At 68.4% G+C, this 19,460-nt stretch carries 22 protein-coding genes; 3 read left to right on the top strand and 19 right to left on the bottom strand.

All coding sequences use genetic code 11. The annotated features are described in order from the left end of the window. The 3 genes from BLS95_RS24690 to BLS95_RS24680 all read right to left on the bottom strand — a co-directional run bounded on the left by BLS95_RS24690 (position 1) and on the right by BLS95_RS24680 (position 4,589). Positions 1-3,282: a LamG-like jellyroll fold domain-containing protein gene (locus tag BLS95_RS24690; protein ID WP_090935588.1), complete on the bottom strand. Its 3,282-nt coding sequence runs from the start codon at positions 3,280-3,282 to the stop codon at positions 1-3. Positions 3,283-3,508: 226 nt separating this feature from the next. Next, positions 3,509-4,213, bottom strand: a complete 705-nt coding sequence (locus tag BLS95_RS24685) for an alpha/beta hydrolase (RefSeq protein WP_090936041.1) — start codon at positions 4,211-4,213, stop codon at positions 3,509-3,511. Positions 4,214-4,298: 85 nt separating this feature from the next. Beyond that, positions 4,299-4,589: an ATP/GTP-binding protein gene (locus tag BLS95_RS24680; protein ID WP_090935585.1), complete on the bottom strand. Its 291-nt coding sequence runs from the start codon at positions 4,587-4,589 to the stop codon at positions 4,299-4,301. Between the two features lie 68 nt (positions 4,590-4,657). On the opposite strand from BLS95_RS24680, the gene nucS reads away from it, so the two are divergent. Continuing rightward, positions 4,658-5,320, top strand: coding sequence for an endonuclease NucS (nucS, locus tag BLS95_RS24675; RefSeq protein WP_090935582.1), 663 nt, complete (start codon positions 4,658-4,660; stop codon positions 5,318-5,320). 108 nt (positions 5,321-5,428) lie between these two features. Here the strand turns inward: nucS and BLS95_RS55845 are convergent, their stop codons facing one another. Continuing rightward, positions 5,429-5,566 carry a hypothetical protein gene (locus tag BLS95_RS55845; RefSeq protein ID WP_176993368.1) on the bottom strand — a complete coding sequence of 46 codons (138 nt, stop codon included), beginning with the start codon at positions 5,564-5,566 and terminating at the stop codon, positions 5,429-5,431. 534 nt (positions 5,567-6,100) lie between these two features. Here BLS95_RS55845 and BLS95_RS24670 point away from each other — a divergent pair. After that, the gene (locus BLS95_RS24670) at positions 6,101-6,643 is read left to right on the top strand and encodes a TetR/AcrR family transcriptional regulator (RefSeq protein ID WP_245765246.1); all 543 of its coding nucleotides are present in this window, start codon (positions 6,101-6,103) and stop codon (positions 6,641-6,643) included. Positions 6,644-6,769: 126 nt separating this feature from the next. On the opposite strand, the gene BLS95_RS24665 is transcribed toward BLS95_RS24670, so the two are convergent. The 4 genes from BLS95_RS24665 to BLS95_RS24650 form a co-directional block, all read right to left on the bottom strand. Then, positions 6,770-7,087, bottom strand: a complete 318-nt coding sequence (locus BLS95_RS24665; protein WP_090935576.1) for an STAS domain-containing protein — start codon at positions 7,085-7,087, stop codon at positions 6,770-6,772. A gap of 80 nt (positions 7,088-7,167) precedes the next feature. Next, complete coding sequence (locus BLS95_RS24660; RefSeq protein ID WP_090935573.1) at positions 7,168-8,334, bottom strand: sensor histidine kinase; 1,167 nt, start codon at positions 8,332-8,334, stop codon at positions 7,168-7,170. After that, complete coding sequence (locus BLS95_RS24655; RefSeq protein WP_090935570.1) at positions 8,335-9,444, bottom strand: ABC transporter permease; 1,110 nt, start codon at positions 9,442-9,444, stop codon at positions 8,335-8,337. Next, a complete protein-coding gene (locus BLS95_RS24650; RefSeq protein WP_090935567.1) occupies positions 9,441-10,337 on the bottom strand; it encodes an ABC transporter ATP-binding protein in 897 nt (298 codons plus the stop codon). The genes BLS95_RS24655 and BLS95_RS24650 overlap by 4 nt, the downstream gene beginning before the upstream one ends. 165 nt (positions 10,338-10,502) lie before the next feature. Between BLS95_RS24650 and BLS95_RS24645 the strand changes: the two genes are divergently transcribed. After that, on the top strand, positions 10,503-11,093 hold the full coding sequence (locus BLS95_RS24645; RefSeq protein WP_090935564.1) for a cob(I)yrinic acid a,c-diamide adenosyltransferase: 591 nt from the start codon (positions 10,503-10,505) through the stop codon (positions 11,091-11,093). Positions 11,094-11,119: 26 nt separating this feature from the next. Here BLS95_RS24645 and BLS95_RS24640 read toward each other — a convergent pair whose 3' ends face one another. From BLS95_RS24640 to BLS95_RS24590, 11 genes are all read right to left on the bottom strand, one after another. After that, positions 11,120-11,500, bottom strand: a complete 381-nt coding sequence (locus BLS95_RS24640) for a DUF2550 domain-containing protein (protein WP_090935562.1) — start codon at positions 11,498-11,500, stop codon at positions 11,120-11,122. Positions 11,501-11,530: 30 nt separating this feature from the next. Continuing rightward, positions 11,531-11,932: a F0F1 ATP synthase subunit epsilon gene (locus tag BLS95_RS24635; RefSeq protein WP_090935559.1), complete on the bottom strand. Its 402-nt coding sequence runs from the start codon at positions 11,930-11,932 to the stop codon at positions 11,531-11,533. 102 nt (positions 11,933-12,034) lie between these two features. After that, the gene (atpD, locus tag BLS95_RS24630) at positions 12,035-13,483 is read right to left on the bottom strand and encodes a F0F1 ATP synthase subunit beta (protein WP_090935556.1); all 1,449 of its coding nucleotides are present in this window, start codon (positions 13,481-13,483) and stop codon (positions 12,035-12,037) included. A gap of 1 nt (position 13,484) precedes the next feature. Beyond that, complete coding sequence (locus tag BLS95_RS24625; RefSeq protein WP_090935554.1) at positions 13,485-14,387, bottom strand: F0F1 ATP synthase subunit gamma; 903 nt, start codon at positions 14,385-14,387, stop codon at positions 13,485-13,487. 3 nt (positions 14,388-14,390) lie between these two features. Further along, entirely contained in the window at positions 14,391-16,040 is a 1,650-nt protein-coding gene (atpA, locus tag BLS95_RS24620) for a F0F1 ATP synthase subunit alpha (protein WP_090935552.1), read from the bottom strand. 37 nt (positions 16,041-16,077) lie between these two features. Beyond that, positions 16,078-16,887 carry a F0F1 ATP synthase subunit delta gene (locus BLS95_RS24615; RefSeq protein WP_090935549.1) on the bottom strand — a complete coding sequence of 270 codons (810 nt, stop codon included), beginning with the start codon at positions 16,885-16,887 and terminating at the stop codon, positions 16,078-16,080. After that, complete coding sequence (locus tag BLS95_RS24610; RefSeq protein ID WP_176993367.1) at positions 16,887-17,444, bottom strand: F0F1 ATP synthase subunit B; 558 nt, start codon at positions 17,442-17,444, stop codon at positions 16,887-16,889. The genes BLS95_RS24615 and BLS95_RS24610 overlap by 1 nt, the downstream gene beginning before the upstream one ends. A gap of 28 nt (positions 17,445-17,472) precedes the next feature. Beyond that, complete coding sequence (gene atpE, locus BLS95_RS24605; protein ID WP_090935546.1) at positions 17,473-17,712, bottom strand: ATP synthase F0 subunit C; 240 nt, start codon at positions 17,710-17,712, stop codon at positions 17,473-17,475. Between the two features lie 71 nt (positions 17,713-17,783). After that, on the bottom strand, positions 17,784-18,581 hold the full coding sequence (gene atpB, locus BLS95_RS24600) for a F0F1 ATP synthase subunit A (protein ID WP_090935544.1): 798 nt from the start codon (positions 18,579-18,581) through the stop codon (positions 17,784-17,786). An 82-nt stretch (positions 18,582-18,663) separates the two neighbouring features. After that, on the bottom strand, positions 18,664-18,882 hold the full coding sequence (locus BLS95_RS24595; RefSeq protein WP_245765245.1) for an AtpZ/AtpI family protein: 219 nt from the start codon (positions 18,880-18,882) through the stop codon (positions 18,664-18,666). A 65-nt stretch (positions 18,883-18,947) separates the two neighbouring features. Next, on the bottom strand, positions 18,948-19,370 hold the full coding sequence (locus BLS95_RS24590; RefSeq protein ID WP_090935541.1) for a Cg1360 family ATP-synthase-associated protein: 423 nt from the start codon (positions 19,368-19,370) through the stop codon (positions 18,948-18,950). Positions 19,371-19,460 lie beyond the last annotated feature (90 nt).

Below are 19,460 nucleotides of genomic sequence, written 5' to 3'. Positions count from 1 at the left end.
TTACTGGGCGGCTAGTTGAGCGATCTGTTCGGCGTTCAGCACGCCGTCGTACAGGCGGATGTCGTCGAGGGTGCCCGGCCAGTAGCCGGTGAAGGCGCCCGCGGCCTTGGTCCGGCCCAGTTGCAGCGGGCCGGTGGCGTTCCAGGCGCTCACGTGGTCGGTGATCGTGGTGGTGGACAGCTGGCCGTTGACGTAGATGCGCAGCTCACCGGCCAGCGGGTCGTACGCGGCCGCCACGTGCGTCCACTCCAGCGGGGACGCTACGGCGTCGGAGCGGGTACGGACGAGGGCGGCGGTGTCGGTGTCGGCGGCGGCCATGCCGAGGGCCCAGCGCTGCTGCTCCTTGTCGAAGCCGAGCTGGAACCCGGCGGCCCGGCTGCCGGGCTGGGCCGCGATCGTGGTGTCACGGGTGGGCAGGTAGTCGAGCTGCACCCAGGCGGCGACGGTGAATCCGCCCTTGGTGTTCACCGCGGGCGCGGTGGTCTGGGCGTGGCCGGTGACGCCGTCGAGCGCGAGCGCGCCGTCCAGCCAGCCGGAGGTCCACGAGGCGGCGCCGGAGAGCGTCGCGGGGGTCGCCCGGCCCGAGGAGTCGGCGGCGGTCAGGCCGGACTCCTCGTCCAGCTTCCAGTGGCCGACCAGGGTGGCGGCGCTGTTCACCAGGTCGGCGACCTCGTCGGCGAACATGGCCCGCCCGTAGAGCCGGACCTCGTCCACGTCGCCGGGCCAGTAGTCCGCCGCGACGCCGGCTGCCCGGCCGCGGCCGATGGTGACGGGGCCGGTGGCGTTCCAGGGCTGGGTGTAGGCCACCGTGGACTCCAGCCTGCCGTTGACGTACAGCGAGAGCTGGCCGGCGGCCGAGTCGTAGACGCCGGTCAGGTGGGTCCACTCGTTGAGCCTGGGGGCGGCCTGGGACAGGGCGCGCACGGCCGTTGCGCCGTCCGCGTCGGCACCCGGGCGGGTCAGCGCCCAGCGGTCGTCCGTCTTGGAGTACTGCAGGGCGAAGGCGCCGGTCCTGGTGCCCTCCTGGGTGACGACGGTGGCGGTGGCGGCCGTGCCGGTGAGGCGGGCCCAGGCGGTGACGGTGAAGTTCTTCGAGGTGTCCACGACGGGGCCCGAGGTCTGCGCGTACGCGCTCGCCAGGCGCAGGCCGCTGCCGGTCCTGCCGGTGGTCCAGGTGCCTCCGTAAAGCGTGGCCGGGTGGGCGCCGGTGGCGTCGCGGGCCACCTGGCCCGTGCCCTCATCCAGGGCCCAGTGGCCGCTCGGGGCGCGGCCCGGGTTGACGTTGAAGACGTAGGTACGGATCGGGCCGAGCTGGCCCGCGCGGTCCTTGCTGCGCACCGCCAGGACGTTGGGACCGTCGTGACGCGGGGTGAGCTGGATCGTGGCGCCGCCGTCCGGGCCTGCGGGGACCTCCGCCTTGGGCGTGGTGTCGAGCCCGTAGACGTAACCGGCCACGTCGGTGACGCCGTTGGGGGCGAAGGCGAACGTACCGGCCAGGCCGACGCCGTCGGTCCAGGCGTTCTCGGCGTACTGGGGCGAGGAGACCGCGGGTTCCCGGCCGGGGGCCGTGGCGTCCACGGTGGCCTCGCACCACGGGCTCCATGCGCTGTTGGCCTGGCCGTCCTCGGCGCGGACCCGCCAGCGGATCAGCGCGCCGTCGGCGTAGAGGGTGTTCGGGACGGTCGCGGAGAAGGCGGTGCCCGTCGAGCCCATCGGGGTGAGATACTCGCCGGCCTTCACCCCGTCGGCCCTGTACCACTCGAACCGGCCCCTGACCGTGTTGTCGGCGTCCTTCAGCTTGGCCCACAGCTTGGGGGTGGCCGTGCTGATGATGGGCCGGCTGTCGCCGGAGACGCAGGGGCCGCCCGGGTCGGACCACGCGTCGGCCGCCACGGGGGCGGTGGGCAGCGAGTTGTACTCGATCACCAGGGTCGGGTTGTTCCTGAACTTCTTCCAGGCGTACTGGTCGGTCTCGCTGGTGGCCCGCAGGCCGATGGTCATGGTGGACCAGTTCTTGGCGGCGGCGTCGGCGGCCCACGACGTCACGTCGAACTCCACGCCGCCGGGCAGGCAGGACGCGCCCCAGCCCTTGGCCACGTTCACGGTGGAGAGCAGCCTGGTCCAGGCCGGCTGATTGTTCCAGGTGGTGCTCTTGCTGATCGCGCCGGTGCCCCAGGCCTCGACCTTGCGGGCGCTGCACGAGTACGACCACGTCTCGTACGTACGGAGCGTCGCCTTGATGATCTGCTTGCCGTGGATGGTCGAGCCGCTGGCCATCTGGAAGAACGTACGGTTCTTCTGCGACTCGACGTGGCCCACCCTGGCGACGTCGCTGGAGTTGAGGTAGTTGGAGTTGGGCCAGTTGCTCCAGACCGCCGTCCACGAGCCGCGGTTGGCGGAGAAGTACGGGTCCAGGTAGACGGGGAACGTGGTCTCCGGGTCCGTGAGCATGGCCCTGTCGGGCTTGAGCCGCAGCTGGCGGCCCGTCAGCTCCACGCCCATCGTGGCCTCCCTGGCCTCAGGGGAGCGGCCCTCCTTGAGCGCCTGCGGGCTGCTGATGCCCTCCGAGTCCCACATCTTGGGGGTGGGCGCGACGAAGATCGTGCCGCCGCTCGTGTCGACGGCCTCCACGTTGCCCGCCTTGTCCGACTTCAGCGACATGCCGGAGACGGAGAGCGGGAAGGCCAGCTCGGTCAGCCCGGCCGCGGCGGCCCGCGACTTGACCACCAGCAGGTGTGAGAAGCCGTCCACGTCGGCGGTGACCTGGAGGTCCACACCCGGCATGACCTCGGGGTAGGTGGCGGTGTCGCCCTTCAGCACGGGCTTCGGCAGGTTGCCCTGCCAGCCGAGCTCCAGGGTCTTGGCGCCGCGCGACAGGCTGGCCAGCGGGACGGTGCCGCCGCCGGAGAACGTCACATCGACCGCCGCGGCGACCGGCTCCACCGCGCCGTCGGGGCGCAGCCGGAGCGTGGTGTCCACCGGGACCCAGCCGTCGGCCTTGCGGACGCGTACCGGGCGGGCGTTCACCTCCATCATGAGCGTGCCGTCGGGCTGGGCGAAGACCTGGCGGGTCTCGCTGCGCATCGACTCGACCTTGACCGGCCTGCCGTCCTGGCGGGCCTGCGCGAGCGCTGCCCGCTCCGCCCCGTCCGGCTGCTCGGCGGGACGGGCCGGATCAACCGTCCGTACGGGTTGCGCCGCCTGCTGGGCGGACGCCTGTAGAGGCGCTGTCAACACCGTCCCCGCCAACGCCGCCGCGATCAGTCCACGCACCAAGCGCATACGTACCTCGCTCCAACGAGCAGGGGTTACGCGCGGGACAGGGGCGGCCCGGCGTCTCCACGATCTTCGATTGCCGATCGGATTCTCACCCTGGGCCACGTACAGGGTCCAGACTTTTGAGCCTTATGCTCAAAAAAACCTTCAGACCGGCGACATGTCCGGAAATATCCGCCGATGCCGGGACGCCGGGCGTTGACCGCCGATCAGACAGCGGTCGGCAGCCCGATCACACCTCGGTCGGCAGCGGCCAGGCCGCCGGGTTGACCCGCTTGACGATCTCGTCCAGCGCGATCCGCACGTACGGCTCCCCCACCCACAGGTGCTTGGCCCCGTCCACCCCGACGACCTCGGCCTGCGGCACGCGCGCGAACCGCTTGCGGGCCTCCTCCGGCCGCAGGTAGTCGTCGAACTCGGGCACCAGCGCCGTCAGCGGACGCCCGAACCCGGCCCAGGCGTCCAGATCCGCGTCGGTCGCCCTGTGCAGCGGCGGCGAGAGCAGGATCGCGCCCTCGACCAGCGGATCGTGGGCCCACTTGAGCGTCAGCTCGGTCCCGAACGACCACCCGACCACCCACACGTGCGGCAGGTCGTGGAACTCGGCGTATTCCAGCGCCGCGGCGACGTCGAACCGCTCGCCCTCTCCCCCGTCGAACGTGCCCTCCGAGGTGCCGCGCTCCGAGGACGTGCCCCGCGTGTTGAACCGCAACACGGCCAGGTCGGCGAGGGCGGGCAGACGGTTGGCGGCCTTCTTGAAGACGTGGCTGTCCATGAAGCCGCCGTGGGTGGGCAGCGGATGCAGCGTCACCAGCGTCGCCACGGGAGGCCGGTCCTGGGGCAGGGCCAGCTCGCCGACCAGGGTCAGGCCGTCACCCGTGTGCAACTCGATCGGCTCGCGCCGGGCGGGCAGCACGGTCGCCGCGCGAATCTCCACCATGGATCCCTTCAGTGCTCGTGACATATCTGCCGACACGCTGCCACACCGGCCGCTGCCCAGGGCAGGGCGGGCAGGTTTCCCATCAGTAGCGGCTCCTGCCGGGGCCGCGGTCGAGTCTCTTACGCCAGCAGGTCTGGTGCCAGTGGCGGCGCTCCTCGTCGCCGCCCGGCCAGTTGGGCCAGGCGACCAGGTGCGGCCGGCCGCCACGGATCTCCTGGTCGCAGCCGGGACAGCGGTAGTCCTTGGTGGAGGACGCGCCGGTGAGTATGCGTACTTTCCACTCGCCGTCGGGCCATTCCTCCACTGTGTCCAGGCCGGTGGGGAAGCCGAGGGGGCGGGAGGACTCCCTGCGGCGGGCACGGCGGGGGCTCATCGGGGCTCCCGCACCGCCTGTGTGAACGCCATGCCTCCAGTTTTCCAGAGCCGCTAAGGTGGGTCGTCATGCGGCTGGTCATCGCGCGGTGCAGCGTGGATTACATCGGGCGGCTCACGGCGCACCTGCCGTTGGCGCCGCGGCTCGTCCTGATCAAGGCGGACGGCAGCGTGAGCATTCACGCCGACGACCGCGCGTTCAAGCCGCTCAACTGGATGAACCCGCCGTGCAAGCTCAAGGAAGACGGCGAGACCTGGACGGTCACGCACGGCAAGACCGGCGAGAAGCTGGTCCTGACCATGGCGGAGATCCTGCACGACTCCAGCCACGAGCTGGGCGTGGACCCCGGGCTGATCAAGGACGGCGTGGAGGCGCACCTCCAGGAGCTGCTCGCCGAGCACATCACCACGCTGGGCGAGGGCTACTCGCTGATCCGCCGCGAATACATGACGGCGATCGGGCCCGTGGACATCCTGTGCCGTGACGGGGTGGGGGCGACGGTGGCGGTGGAGATCAAGCGCCGCGGCGAGATCGACGGGGTGGAGCAGCTCACGCGCTATCTGGAGCTGCTCAACCGCGACCCGCTGCTGGCGCCGGTGCGGGGGGTGTTCGCGGCACAGGAGATCAAACCCCAGGCCCGCGTGCTCGCCACCGACCGCGGCATCTCCTGCGTCACCCTGGACTACGACACCCTCCGCGGCATCGAACCCGAAAACCCGACCCTGTTTTAAAGTTCAAACTCTTTTCTATTCGTTACGCTCCGCCAAGCTTGCCACCCGCCGTAAGGGGCTGAGGGCCCTCCAGGAAACGGCCCCTGACCCTTCACCGGTGGCCCGCCGTTACGCGAGCGCCTCCTTGACCGGCTGGGTGGTCCCCTTCTTGACCGAGCGGGTGGTCCCGTCCCTGGCCGATCGGGAAGCGGTCCTCTCGACCGGCTGGAGGAGGCTGAGGTGGCGCATCGCGGCCGTATTGGCCATGGTGCGCCCTGGTTACACCCGGCCATCCTTGAAGCCCGCTGGAGCCGAATGAGCGCCGCCAAGGGACCCCCGAAGGAACCACCCAGGCGGCCCAGGGGGGCTCGCGTTACGGCGGGTCAGCGGTGAAGGGTCAGAGGCCGTTTCCTGGAGGGCCGCCAGCCCCTTACGGCGGGTGGTCGGCTTGGCGGAGCGTAACGACTAGGAAGGGGTTTGGGTTGGGGGGTGAAAGTTTCATGGGGAATCGCAGCATCGCGCGCGCCGGCGAACGGCCCATCTCGCGCCGATGCCCGGCGGTGCTCCGGGCGAAGTTGGCGCCGTTCACCCCGGCTCGGAGAACTTGAGCAGCTGATCAGACTTGTCACGTTCTTGCACGGGTGACGCAAGAGATAATCATCCCGCCCTTTCCCTAAACGGATCATCCGTCCATAATTGTGTGCTCTGGGGGCCACGATCATGTTGGACGGGTGGAATGTGAACCGGTCTTACCGGGGAATGTCGGCTGAGCAAAGGCTGGCCGACAGACGCGAGCGGCTGATGACAGCCGCCTACACGCTATACGCGAAGCCGGGTTTCGCGGCGACGACCATCGAAAGGCTGTGTTCGGAGGCGCGGATCTCCAACCGGGCCTTCTACGAATGTTTCGGTGGCCGCGAGGAGCTCCTGCAGGCGCTGCACGAGCGATGTGTGGAGGAAAGCCTGATAGTCGTCGCCAAAGCGATCCAGGACGCGCCGAACGCGCTTGACGACAGGGTCAAAGCCGGGATTCGCGCCTATATCGAGTTCACCACGGCCGACTGGCGGCGGGCCCGCATCATGCACGTCGAGGTACGCCGGTCGGGCGACGTCCTGACCGCCTCACGTCAGCGCGCGGTGGACTCCTTCGCCCGGCTCGTGGAGGAAGCGGCGGCCGATTTCCCGGCCGCCACCCCGTTGAATCGGCGGCTGGTGGCACTCGGTGTCATTGGCGCGTTACAGGAGTTGCTCATCGAATGGCTGCTCACCGAACCGCAGCCGCCGATCGACGAACTCGCGGACGTCGCCGTGCACATCTTCACCCGCAGCCTCGGCGGCCCTTGAGCCAGAGTGATAATCGCCATTCGCCGCGGATTGCGGCAGCGCCATTCGGACAGCCGCAATCTGCATTTCGTCTAAGTCAGAAAAGGGCGGGCGACGGCTGATCGTCGCCCGCCCCGATATGTCACATCAGGCCACCGCGGCTGCCGGAACCTCCACGTGCAGCACCCGATTCAGCCGGGTCACCGCCAGTATCCGCATGATCCGCGGTGGCACCCCCCGAAGAACGAGGCGGCGTTGCACGCTGAGCGCGCGCCGATGCGCCCCCACGAGCACCCCGAGACCGGTAGCGTCGATCATCTCCAGCTCGGAGAGATCCAGGATCAGATCGCCGTCACCGGAGTCGAGAGCCTCGTGCAGGCTCTCACGCACCCCGGCCGACGTGCCGGCGTCGAGCCGGGCGCCGATCCGCACCACCTGTGCCCTCGGATTGCCCCGGACGCGCATGCCACCTCCTCAATCACGCTCACAGCGTGGTCCTACCCCGCGCGAAGCGCTCACCCCGGTGAACACCCCACACGATGCCCCTACCCACGTATCGGCAGTGACACGACCGCACTCAGGATGAACTGTCCATCTTTCGTCGGCAGGGCGGTGACCTTGCCCCCCACCTGGGCCAGCCGCTCCCCCAAACCCGCCAGCCCGGTGCCCAGCTCGGCGACCTGCTGCCGGCCGACCCCGTCGTTGCGTACGCGGAGCTCCGCCTCCTCGGCGGTGAAGCGGATCGTGATGTCGCAGACCGTCGCGATGCTGTGCTTGAGCACGTTGGTCACCGCCTCGCGGACCGCGTAGGCGAACACCGGGGCCACTCCGTCGGGCAGCTCACGGTAGGGCAGGTGAACCTGACAACGGACACCGGCCGCTTCGAGCACGCTTTTCACGCTATTCAGCTCAGCGGCCAAGTCAAGCTCACGGTAGCCGCGCACGGCCTGCCTCAGCTCCCGCAACGCCTTCCTGGTCAGCTGGTTGACCTCGGCCATCTCCGCCTTGGCCGCCGCCGGGTTCACGTCCGACAGGCGTACCGACAGCTCGGTCTTGACCGCGATGGCCGAGAGCTGGTGTCCCACGAGATCGTGCAGGTCCCTCGCGAAGCGCAGCCGCTCCTCGGCCAGTGCCAGCCGCGTGTGCGCCTCACGGCCCTCGTGTGCTTGTACGGCGAGCGACCAGATCCACATCCACATCCGGTTGCACGGCGGCAGGAACGCGCACCACATCCCGTAGACCAGCACCATTATGATCATCATGCTCACGGCGTCCGAGCCCGGCCTCACGGGACTCGATCCGTCCACCAGGTACAGGGCGGAGACCCCGACACTGACCACCCACGTGCCCACCGCGATCAGCACGACCGTGCGTCTGCGAACCTCCAGCACCGCCAGGGTCAACCAGACCATGAGCGTGAATCCCCAGCTGAACGGGGACCCCCCGCCCAGCACCGCCACCACCAGCGCGAGAACCGCCGTTCCCACCACCAGCCTGGTGGGGTAACGGCGGTCCAGCAGCGACGTGAGCATCCGCAGCGCGAGCCAGGTGAACAAGATCGCGGCGACCAGTGCGGCCGCGGTACGCCACCAGGAGATCCTCCCCTCACCGATCGCGATCGCGATCGTCAGGACGATGAGAACCCACATGATCACCAAGCTGGAGAGCAGCATGATCCAGGTGAAGCGCCGCGCCCGCTTGATCGGATCCATCTACCGCGTACGCAACACGTCGCCGAGCTTGAGCCGGGCCCCCGTACGCAGCACCGCCCGCTGGTAGACCGTGGCGCCGAAGCTCAGCACCGCCAGCACGGCCACCACCATCGCCGCCATGGAGGCTCCCACCTGCCACAGCGGCACCTCGGTCGCGGCCATCCGGACCGGCATGATCATCGCGGAGAACGGCGGCACGTAGGACAGCACGGTGGCCAGCGTCCCGGTGGCGTCGTTGGTGGTGTAGAAGGCGACGAAGTAGGTGACCATGATGAGCATGGTCAGCGGCGTCATCACGCTGCTCACCTCCTCCTGACGCGAGACCAGCGACGCGAACGCGGCCGACAGCGTGGCGAAGAAGGCATATCCCAGGATGAACCACACCAGCACGCCCGCCAGCAGGCCCGGAATGCCAGGCGGGAAGTCCGCGGCGAGGCCGGAGACCATGGCGGCGGCGAGCCCGACGACGGCGATCGTGACCAGGTTGATCAGGCCGAGCACGCCCAATCCGATGATCTTGCCGCCGAGCAGCTGCCACGGCCGCACCGTGGAGAGCAGGATCTCCACGATCCGGCTGCCCTTCTCCTCCACGACGCCCATCGCCACCATCATGACCTGACCCATGAGAAGCATGAAGAGCAGCAGCACCAGCACCACGGCGATCCCAGCGCGGGCGGCCTCGTAACGCGTGTCGGCGCCCACGGACTGCATCTGCAGCGGCGGGATCGAGACCCCGGCCGCGCCGAGCTTGGTCTCCTTGTTGACGCTCTGCAGCAGCACGCCGAGCTGGGGGTCGATCTCCCCGTCGGTGAGCACCTTGACGCCGTTGACCAGCACGGCGTCCACGTCCCCTGCGAGCACGGCCTGCTTGGCCGCGTTCTCGTCGGGGAAGGAGCGCCACGTGACCTCGGCGTCCGGCGCGGCGGCCTGCAGCGGCAGTTGCTGGGAGTTGACCGTGCCGAGCGTGTAGGAGGTGGGCCCACCGAAGATCTTGGGCGCGAAGGACACCGCCGCCACCAGCAACGCCGTGACGAGCAGGCCGATCAGGAACCCCTTCGTCCGTATCTGCGTGGTGATCTCCCGTCGGGCGACCAGCATCAGTCCGTTCACGCCACGGCCTCCTTGAAGATCTCGGTGAGGGTCGGCTGCTCGATGCCGAAGTGCTCGACGTGCCCCGCCTTCATGGCGCGGCGCAGAATCTCCTGGTCGTCGCCGCCCTCGGTGCGCAGGGTGTGCCGGTCGCCGAACACCGTGACCTCGCCGGGCAGGCCGTCCGCCCAGCCCGGAGAGGGATCCCGGACCACCACGCGCAACGAGTTGCCCTCGGCGGCACGCAGGTCGGCCACCGTACCCGTGGCCACCATCCGGCCCGCCGAGACGATGCCGACCGAGTCGCACAGCCGCTCCACCAGCTCCAACTGGTGGCTGGAGAAGATCACCGGCACGCCGCCCCTGCACCGCTCCTGCAGCGCCGTCGCCAGCGCGTCCACAGCGATCGGGTCGAGCCCGGAGAACGGCTCGTCCAGGATGAGGACCTCGGGATCATGCACCAGCGCCACGGCGAGCTGCACCCGCTGCTGGTTGCCCAGGGAGAGCGTCTGCACCGCGTCACTCCGGCGCTCGGTCAGCCCGAGCCGCTCCAGCAGGTCGTCGGTGGCCTTCTTCGCCTCCGCCGGGCCCAGCCCGTGCAACCGGCCGAAATACTCGATCTGCTCGGCCACCCGCATCTTCTGGTACAGCCCCCGCTCCTCCGGCATGTAGCCGAAGCGCTGCCGCTCGTCATACCCGAGCGACCTGCCCTGCCAGCTCACCGAACCTGAGTCGGCCTGCAACACCCCCATGACGATGCGCATGGTCGTCGTCTTGCCGGCACCGTTGGCGCCGACGAAGCCGAACATCTCACCCGGCCGTACGCTGAAGCCGATTCCGTCCAGGGCGACCTTGCCGCCGGGGGCGTCGGGCCCGCCCGCGAATCGCTTGCGCAGATCGCTGATCTCGAGCATCAGGTCCTCTCCTTCGTCATGGGTCAATAGTGGCGTTCAGGTCATTCGCCCGGCCAGTCGCCTAAATCACCAGCCCGATATGGATCCCGCGTCCGATGTCGATGACATTTGTCATGACCTACCGCCGGCACGCGGCGGCCGTCCCGCCGGCATTACGCTGAGGCCATGACGCGCGCCGACAAGGACAAGCCGGTCGTCCTCTCCCGCATCTACACCCGGCTCGGGGACGACGGCAGCACAACGCTCAGCGACATGAGCCGCACCTCGAAGACCGACTCCCGGCTGGCCGCCTACGCCGACGTGGAGGAGGCCAACGCCCACCTCGGCGTCGCCCTGTCCCATGGCACGCTGTCCGCCGAGCTCGTGGAGATCCTGATCCGCGTCCAGAACGAGCTGTTCGACCTCGGAGCCGACCTGTCCACGCCGGTCACCGACAATCCGGAGTTCCCCCCGCTGCGGGTGGAGCAGTCCTACATCGACCGCCTCGAAGAGCAGTGCGACCGCCTCAATGCCGGCCTCAAGCCGCTACGCAGCTTCATCCTGCCCGGCGGCGACCCGGCCACGGCCGCGCTCCACGTGGCCAGGGTCACGGTCCGCCGCGCCGAGCGCACCACCTGGGCCGCCCTGCACGAGCACGACGACATCAACCCGCTGACCGCGAAATACCTCAACCGCCTGTCCGACCTGCTCTTCATCGCCTGCCGCGTGGCCCACGACGGCAACGAGATCCTCTGGAGGCCCGGCGGCACCCGCTGAGCGCGTCAGGCCACGTCACGACGGCTTCAGGCCACGTCAAGATAGGCGCTGGGCGGAGCCGACTCCAGCCAGGCCAGGAAGCCCGTCATCGCGTCGGCGCTCATCGCGATCGACATGCCCCGCGTGCTCCCGCCGAAGTCGACCGCGAAAAGCCCGCCGTCGATCTCACGGCGGGCTGAAACGACGAGGCCGCGCCTCGCGATAGCGTGGCGCGGCCTCAATCGGATGCCCAGGAGCGGAATCCAATGGAGCTCCCCGTCGGCATAGCGGGCTACTCCGCTTTGCCAGCCCCCCTCATCCACCCGCAAGCGACAGGGCACACTCCCGCGCGAACGGGCCAGCGTGACCCCGCGCAGCATGATGAGGGCGGCACACAGCAATACGAGAGTCACAACCGTCGCCACCATGCCGCCCCCCTGAGCCCGCTGTTCTAAGTATTAAACCTCTTCGCCGGCCGCCTTCAGCCGCGCCCTGGCACGTTTGGCCTCGATGGCCGCGTCGGCGTCTTCGTGGTCGGCCTCGATGGAGGCCTGGGCCCGGTCGAGAGCGTCACGGGCAGCGGCGACGTCGACCTCGGAACCGAGCTCGGCCACCTCGGCGAGCACGGACACCTCGTTGTCGGCCACGGAGATGAAACCCCCGTGCACGGCCGCCACGAGATCGCCCTCGCCCTCCCGCTTCACGCGCAGCACGCCGCCCTCGACGAGGACGCCGAGCACAGGTGCGTGTTGCGGCATAATACCGATCTCGCCGTCCACGGTCTTGGCAATCACCATGTCGGCCTCGCCCGACCAGATCTCACGCTCGGGTGAGACAACCCCTACGCGTAGCTTCGCCACTTGTGTAGGTTCCTTTCTGATCAGGTAGTGAGGTGGCCCTTCCGCGCCACCTCACTACCGTAGGTGCGGATGGACCGCTGGACGCGGCCCGTCCTGCGGCGATTAGCGGCGCTCGAGTTCCTTGGCCTTGGTGACGGCCTGCTCGATGCCACCGACCATGAAGAACGCCTGCTCGGGCAGGTGGTCGTACTCACCGGCGCACAGACCCTTGAACGAGGCGATCGTCTCGTCCAGCGGGACGGTCTCGCCCGGCTGGCCGGTGAACGCCTCGGCGGCGTACATCGGGTGCGACAGGAAACGCTCGATGCGACGGGCCCGCTGGACGGTGACCTTGTCCTCCTCGGACAGCTCGTCGATACCGAGGATCGCGATGATGTCCTGGAGCTCGCGGTACTTCTGCAGGATCCGCTTGGTCTCCTGGGCCACCCGGTAGTGCTCCTCGCCCACGATCTGCGGGTCGAGGATCCGGGAGGAGGAGTCGAGCGGGTCCACCGCCGGGTAGATGCCCTTCTCCGAGATCGGCCGCGAGAGCACGGTCTGCGCGTCGAGGTGCGCGAACGCGTTGTGCGGAGCCGGGTCGGTGATGTCGTCGGCGGGCACGTAGATCGCCTGCATGGAGGTGATCGAGTGACCGCGCGTCGAGGTGATGCGCTCCTGGAGCACACCCATCTCGTCGGCCAGCGTCGGCTGGTAACCCACCGCCGACGGCATACGGCCGAGCAGCGTCGAGACCTCAGAACCGGCCTGCGTGAAGCGGAAGATGTTGTCGATGAACAGCAGCACGTCCTGCTTCTGCACGTCGCGGAAGTATTCCGCCATCGTCAGCGCCGACAGCGCCACCCGCAGGCGGGTGCCCGGCGGCTCGTCCATCTGGCCGAACACGAGCGCGGTGTCCTTGAGGACGTCCGCCTCCTCCATCTCCAGCCAGAGGTCGTTACCCTCACGGGTGCGCTCGCCCACCCCGGCGAAGCACGAGGTGCCACCGAAGTTACGGGCGACGCGGCGGATCATCTCCTGGATCAGAACGGTCTTGCCGACGCCCGCACCGCCGAACAGACCGATCTTCCCACCCTGCACGTACGGGGTGAGCAGGTCGATGACCTTGATACCGGTGACCAGCAGCTCGGTACGGGACTCGAGCTGGTCGAACGGCGGCGACGGCCGGTGAATGCCCCACCGCTCCTCGATCTTGAGCGACGCGGTCGGCACGTCGAGCGTCTCGCCCAGCGCGTTCCACACGTGGCCCTTGACGACGTCGCCGACCGGCACCGAGATCGGGCCGCCGGTGTCCTTCACAGCCCGGCCGCGAACGAGGCCGTCGGTGGGCTGCATGGAGATGGCCCGCACCAGGTTGTCACCGAGGTGCTGGGCGACCTCCAGCGTCAGGGTCCTGGTCTCGCCGCCGAGGGTCACCTCGACGTGGAGAGCGTTATAGATGTCGGGCATCGCATCGACGGGGAACTCCACGTCGACGACGGCGCCGGTGACGCGTGCCACGCGGCCTGTGCCGGCCGCGGGGGTTTCTACAGTCTCAACAGCCTCTGCAGTCATTTCACTCTTTCCCCGCTGCGGCGTCAGCGAGCGCGTTGGCCCCACCGACGATCTCGCTGATTTCCTGGGTGATCTCGGCCTGGCGAGCCTGGTTCATCTGCTGGGTCAGCACCCGCATCAGCTCGTTGGCGTTGTCCGTGGCGGCCTTCATCGCGCGCCGCCGCGCGGCCTCCTCCGCCGCCGCCGACTGCAGCAACGCCGTGAAGATGCGCGACTCCACGTAACGCGGGAGCAGCGACTCCAGCACGTCGCCCGCGGTCGGCTCGAACTCGAAGTAAGGAGGGATCGCGGTGCTGTCCGTCGCCTCGGTCTCCTCGACCTCCAGCGGCAGCACCCGCTTGACCACGACGTTCTGCGTGAGCATCGACACGAACTCGGTCGACACGATGTGGATCTCGTCGATCCCGTTGTCGTCCTTGAACGAGTCGATCAGCACGTTCGCGATCTCCTTGGCGTCGGCGTAGGAGGGCTTCCGGGAGAAGCCCACCCAGCTGCCGCCCATCTCCCGGTTGCGGAAGGTGTGCCAGGTGACACCCTTACGCCCGGTGACGTACGGCACCGCCGTCAGCCCGCGGGTCTCCAGCAGCCCGCGCAGGGCCTCGGCCTCGCGCAGCACGTTGGCGTTGAAGCCGCCGCAGAACCCGCTGTCGCTGGTAACGATGAGCACGCCCGCCTTGGTGGGGTTCTCCTTCGCCACGGTCAGCGGGTGGTCGACGCTGGCCGCGTTGCTGACGACGCCGGTGACGGCGCGAGTGATCTCGCGCTCGTACGGCAGCGCCGCCTGCATCCGCTGCTGCGCCCGCACGATCCGCGAGGAGGCGATGAGCTCCTGGGCGCGCGTGATCTTCGCGGTCGACTTGACCGAGTTGATCCGCCGCCGCAGCAGCCTTAGCTGGGCACCCATGTCCTACTTCTCCGTCGCCGGCCGGACGACCTTCTTGATCTTCTCCTGGCCCACCTCGCCGGCCTCCAGCGGAGCCACCGGCTCGTCCTTGACCAGCAGCTCGCCGGAGGACGTGGTGAAGCCCTTCTTGAACTCGGTGATGGCGTCCTTCAGAGCCGTCACCGCGTCGTCGGCAAGGTCGTTGGTCTCCCTGATGCCGTCGAAGATGCCCTTGTGCGAGGACTGCAGGAAGTCGAGGAACTCCGACTCGAACCGGCGGATGTCCTCCGTCGGCACGTCGTCGAGCTCACCGGTGGTGCCGGCCCACACCGACACGACCTGCTTCTCGACCGGGAACGGCAGGTACTGAGGCTGCTTGAGCAGCTCGACCAGGCGCTGACCGCGCTCCAGCTGAGCGCGGGAGGCGGCGTCGAGGTCGGAGGCGAACGAGGCGAACGCCTCCAGGTCGCGATACTGCGACAAGGACAGCTTGAGCGTGCCGGCGACCTTGCGCATCGCCTTGACCTGCGCGGAACCGCCGACTCGGGAAACCGAGATACCGACGTTGATGGCCGGCCGGACACCCGCGTTGAACAGGTCCGTCTCCAGGAAGCACTGCCCGTCGGTGATGGAGATGACGTTGGTCGGGATGAACGCCGACACGTCGTTGCCCTTGGTCTCGATGATCGGCAGACCGGTCATCGAGCCGCCACCCATGTCGTCGGAGAGCTTCGCGCAGCGCTCCAGCAGCCTGGAGTGGAGGTAGAACACGTCGCCGGGGAAGGCCTCGCGGCCCGGCGGGCGACGCAGCAGCAGGGACACGGCGCGGTAGGCGTCGGCCTGCTTGGTGAGGTCGTCGAAGATGATCAGGACGTGCTTGCCCTGGTACATCCAGTGCTGGCCGATGGCCGAACCGGTGTAGGGGGCAAGGTATTTGTAACCGGCCGGGTCGGAGGCGGGGGCGGCGACGATGGTGGTGTACTCCAGCGCACCCGCCTCCTCCAGGCGGGCCTTGACCTGCGCGATCGTCGAGCCCTTCTGGCCGACCGCGACATAGACGCAGCGCACCTGCTTGGCGGGGTCACCGGAGGCCCAGTTGTCCCGCTGGTTGAGGATGGTGTCCACGGCGATCGCGGTCTTGCCGGTGCCGCGGTCGCCGATGATCAGCTGGCGCTGGCCGCGGCCGATCGGCGTCATGGCGTCGATCGCCTTGATGCCGGTCTGCAGCGGCTGCTTCACCGGCTGCCGCTGGACGACCGAGGGGGCCTGGAGCTCGAGGGCGCGCAGGCCCTCGGACTCGATGGCGCCCTTGCCGTCGAGCGGGTTGCCCAGCGGGTCGACCACACGACCGAGGAAGTTGTCGCCGATCGGCACGGACAGGACCTCTCCCGTCCTGCGGACCGTCTGACCTTCCTCGATGCGGCTGAAGTCGCCCAGGATCACGACACCGATCTCGCGGGTGTCGAGGTTAAGTGCCAGGCCGCGCGTGCCGTCCTCGAACTCGAGCAGCTCGTTGGCCATCGCCGAGGGAAGGCCTGAGACATGGGCAATGCCGTCGCCGGCGTCGACGACGGTCCCGATCTCCTCGCGCGCGGCTCCTTCCGGTTCGTACGCCTGGACGAAGCGCTCAAGCGCGTCCCGGATCTCGTCCGGCCGGATCGTAAGCTCCGCCATCTCTACTCTGTCTCCCTATCCACGGTCCACCGATTCGCTAGCCGGCCAACCGGCGGCGGACTTCTTCGATTCGTCCCACAATGGTGGTGTCGATGATCTCGTCGCCGATGCGGACCGAGAACCCACCGAGCACTCGCTTGTCGACCTCGACGTTCAGGTGGACGTCACGGTCGTAGGAGGCGCTCAGCCACGCCGACAGGCGCTGCTTCTGCTCCTCGGTCAGCTCGACCGCGCTGCGTACGACGGCCACGAGGCGCTGGCGCTGCTGCGCCACGAGCTGGCCGACCTCTTCCAGGCCTGACTCCAGGCTACGTCCTCGCGGGTGTACCGCCACCTGCGTGATCAGGCGCAGGCTGGTCGGCGCGACCTTGCCGTCGAGCAGGTCGCGCAGCAACTCCCGCTTGCCCGACTCCGGAGCGCCCGCGTCGGCCAGGGCGCGACGCAGGCCGGCGTTGGCGGCCACGATGCGACCGAAGCGGAAGAGCTCGTCCTCCACGTCGTCGATCCTGGACTGGCTCTCCGCCTCGGCCGCCGCTGCGACGACACCGAGCCGTTCGAGCACGTCGGCCAGGTCACCGCCGCGCGACCACGGGACCGAGACCGCAGCCTCGGCCGTGGCCACCGCGGCCTCGCTGACCTTGCCGCCGAGCAGCGCGCGCACCGTCCGCGCCTTCTGCTCTCCTGGCCTGGCCGGGTCGGACAGGGCACGGCGCAGGCCGTGCTCGCGATCGAGCAGATCCGCGATGGCGAACAGCTCGTCGGAGAGCGTGCCGAGGTCGGCACTGCCGGCGACCGCGTTGAACCGCTCTTCGACCTGCGCGAACGACGACCTGCTCAGGCCTCTCATCAGCGCACCGCCTGCGCCGACTGAGAGCTCTCCAGCTCATCGAGGAACCGGTCGACGATGCGGCTCTGCCTGGCCTCGTCCTCAAGGGACTCGCCGACGATGCGGCCGGCCAGGTCGGTCGACAGGCGACCGATCTCCGTACGGAGCTGAGCGAACGCCGCCTGGCGGTCCGCCTCGATCTGAGCGTGCGCGGCCTCCACGAGACGGCGGGCCTCGGCCTGCGCCTCCTCACGGAGCTCAGCCTTGATCTGCGCGGCCTGCTCGCGAGCCTCCTCGCGCAGCCTGGCCGCGTCGCGCCGGGCCTCTTCCAACTGCTCGGTGTAACGCCGCTGCAGCGCCTGCGCCTCGGCCTGAGCCTCCTCGGCCCTCTTGATGCCGCCCTCGATGGCGTTGGTCCGCTCAGCCAGCGTCTTCTGAATACGCGGGACGAGCATCCTGCCGACGACGAGGAAGACGACGAGGAACGAGAAGATACCGACGACAAGCTCGAAGTCGTGCGGAAGGAGCGGGTTGGCGCCCTCCTCCGCCGCGAGGAGCGCAGCTGCCTTGATCATCATGGGTGCAGCCTTTCGTCAGAAGGGTGTATCAGGAAGCGCCGATGCCCTGGAAGATGAACGGCGCGACCAGACCGATCAGGGCGAGGGCCTCGGTGAGGACGAAGCCGAGGAGCATGTTCTGGCGGATCAGGGGGTACGCCTCGGGCTGGCGGGCGATGGCCTGCACGCCCTGACCGAAGATGATGCCGACGCCGATGCCGGGGCCGATGGCGGCGAGACCGTAACCGATGGCGGTGACGTTGCCGGAGACCTCAGCGAGAACGCTCATTGCTGTATTCCTTTACTGGACGGCCGGTGAAGGGAAGTCTCACCGGTCATGGATATTCCGGTATGTGGTTCTCAGTGTTCTGCGTGCAAGGAGCCACCGATGTACATCGCCGCCAGCAACGCGAACAGGAACGCCTGCAGGAACTGGATGAACATCTCGAAGGCCGTGAGGATGATGGTCATGATCACGCCGACCACGCCCACGCCGGCGCCGAGCGGCGTCAGCTTCTCGAAGAGGAACCAGAAGCCCACCATGCTGAAGAAGGCCAGCAGCATGTGACCGGCGAACATGTTGGCGAAGAGTCGGACCGCGTGCGTGAACGGCGCGATGATCAGGTTGGACATGAACTCGATCGGGGCCAGCAGCACGTAGATGCCCTTGGGCAGCCCCGGCGGGAACATCATGTTCTTGAAGTAGCCGATCGCGCCCTGGTGCTTCATGCCCAGGTAGATCTTGATGACGTAGATCAACGCCGCGAGCACGATCGGGAAGGCGATGTGCGAGGCCACGGGGAACTGCAGGATGGGCACGACGCCCATCAGGTTCCACACCAGGACCAGGAAGAAGATCGAGACCAGCAGGCCCATCCAGCGGTCGGTGTCCTTGCCGAGGAAGGGCCGGGCGACCTGGTCGCGGACGAACATGTAGCCGTATTCGACGACGTTCTGCACACCCCTGGGGACGACCTTGGGAGTGGCGAAGGCCGCCCAGGTAACGCCGATCACCACGACGGCGCTGAGGATGGCGAGCAGCACCGGCTTGGTGAACCAGTCGACCCCGGGAATGATCGGGGTGAAGGAGTTGAACAGTTCGTCAGGCGATGGCGCCCGGAACTGATCGTCGGGAGCTAGGACCGTCAGCGCGTTCACGCGGCGTTCCCTTCAACGTCGTAGTGGATCACAAAGGTTTCCTCATCGGCGGAGTGTTCGGCGGGGTGATCGCCGGGTCGGGCTAGCGACCGAACTTCCGGTAGACCAGATAGCCGCCGAGCACTGCCCCAAGGACGATGCCTATGGGGAAGAAGAACGCGGACATGTCCAGCCAGCGGTCCAGCAACCAGCCGGCACCGCCGTAGATGGCCATCCCCGCAAGCAGGTAGCTGGGGACCGACCACATGGCGTCGGCGAAGTCGCGACCGTCCTCTTCGGGTCGGCGTTCCTGTGCGCTCATCGCGGGGCTGACGATAGCAGGCAACTGGAGGACTAGTCATATCGGGCCCCGCCCGGGCACCGACCTCATGACTCGCCCTTGCCCGGAACCGAGGCCTCCGGGTCGACGTAGAGCATCTTCGTCTTGAGGAACGCCCGAACCTCGAACCCGGTCCAGACCAGCGTGCAGACCACGACGGTCCAGGCGAACGCCATGGTGTTCCAGGCGGTGGTATCCCGGAACGCGTTCAGCACGACCATGATCACAACGACCTTGACGAGGTAGCTGACCATCGCGGCGATCGCCATCAACTGGGGGGAGACCCGGGCGGCATAGGACACCGCTACCACGCTGATGCTGAAGAAAACCCCGACGAGCAAGGCGCCGAGCGCCGCCCCCAGCGCGCCTTTGCCACCTGCCATCAGCAGGGAGGCGACCACGGCGACCATCCCGACCGCGAAGGTCGGTATGGCGGCGCTCCTGAGTACGCGCACGTCATTGGCCTGCATCGGTGCTCCATCAACCAGTTGTCAAGCGAGCGTTTGCTACCTCCAGAATCGGCGAATCTGGAGTCCCTGCTCGTGAAAGATATCACAAGC

It is taken from the genome of Nonomuraea jiangxiensis (genome assembly GCF_900099965.1).
Taxonomy (GTDB): Bacteria; Actinomycetota; Actinomycetes; order Streptosporangiales; family Streptosporangiaceae; genus Nonomuraea; species Nonomuraea jiangxiensis.
The sequence above is the reverse complement of the archived record's forward strand: the minus strand, read 5'-3'. Positions and strand labels throughout refer to the sequence as shown.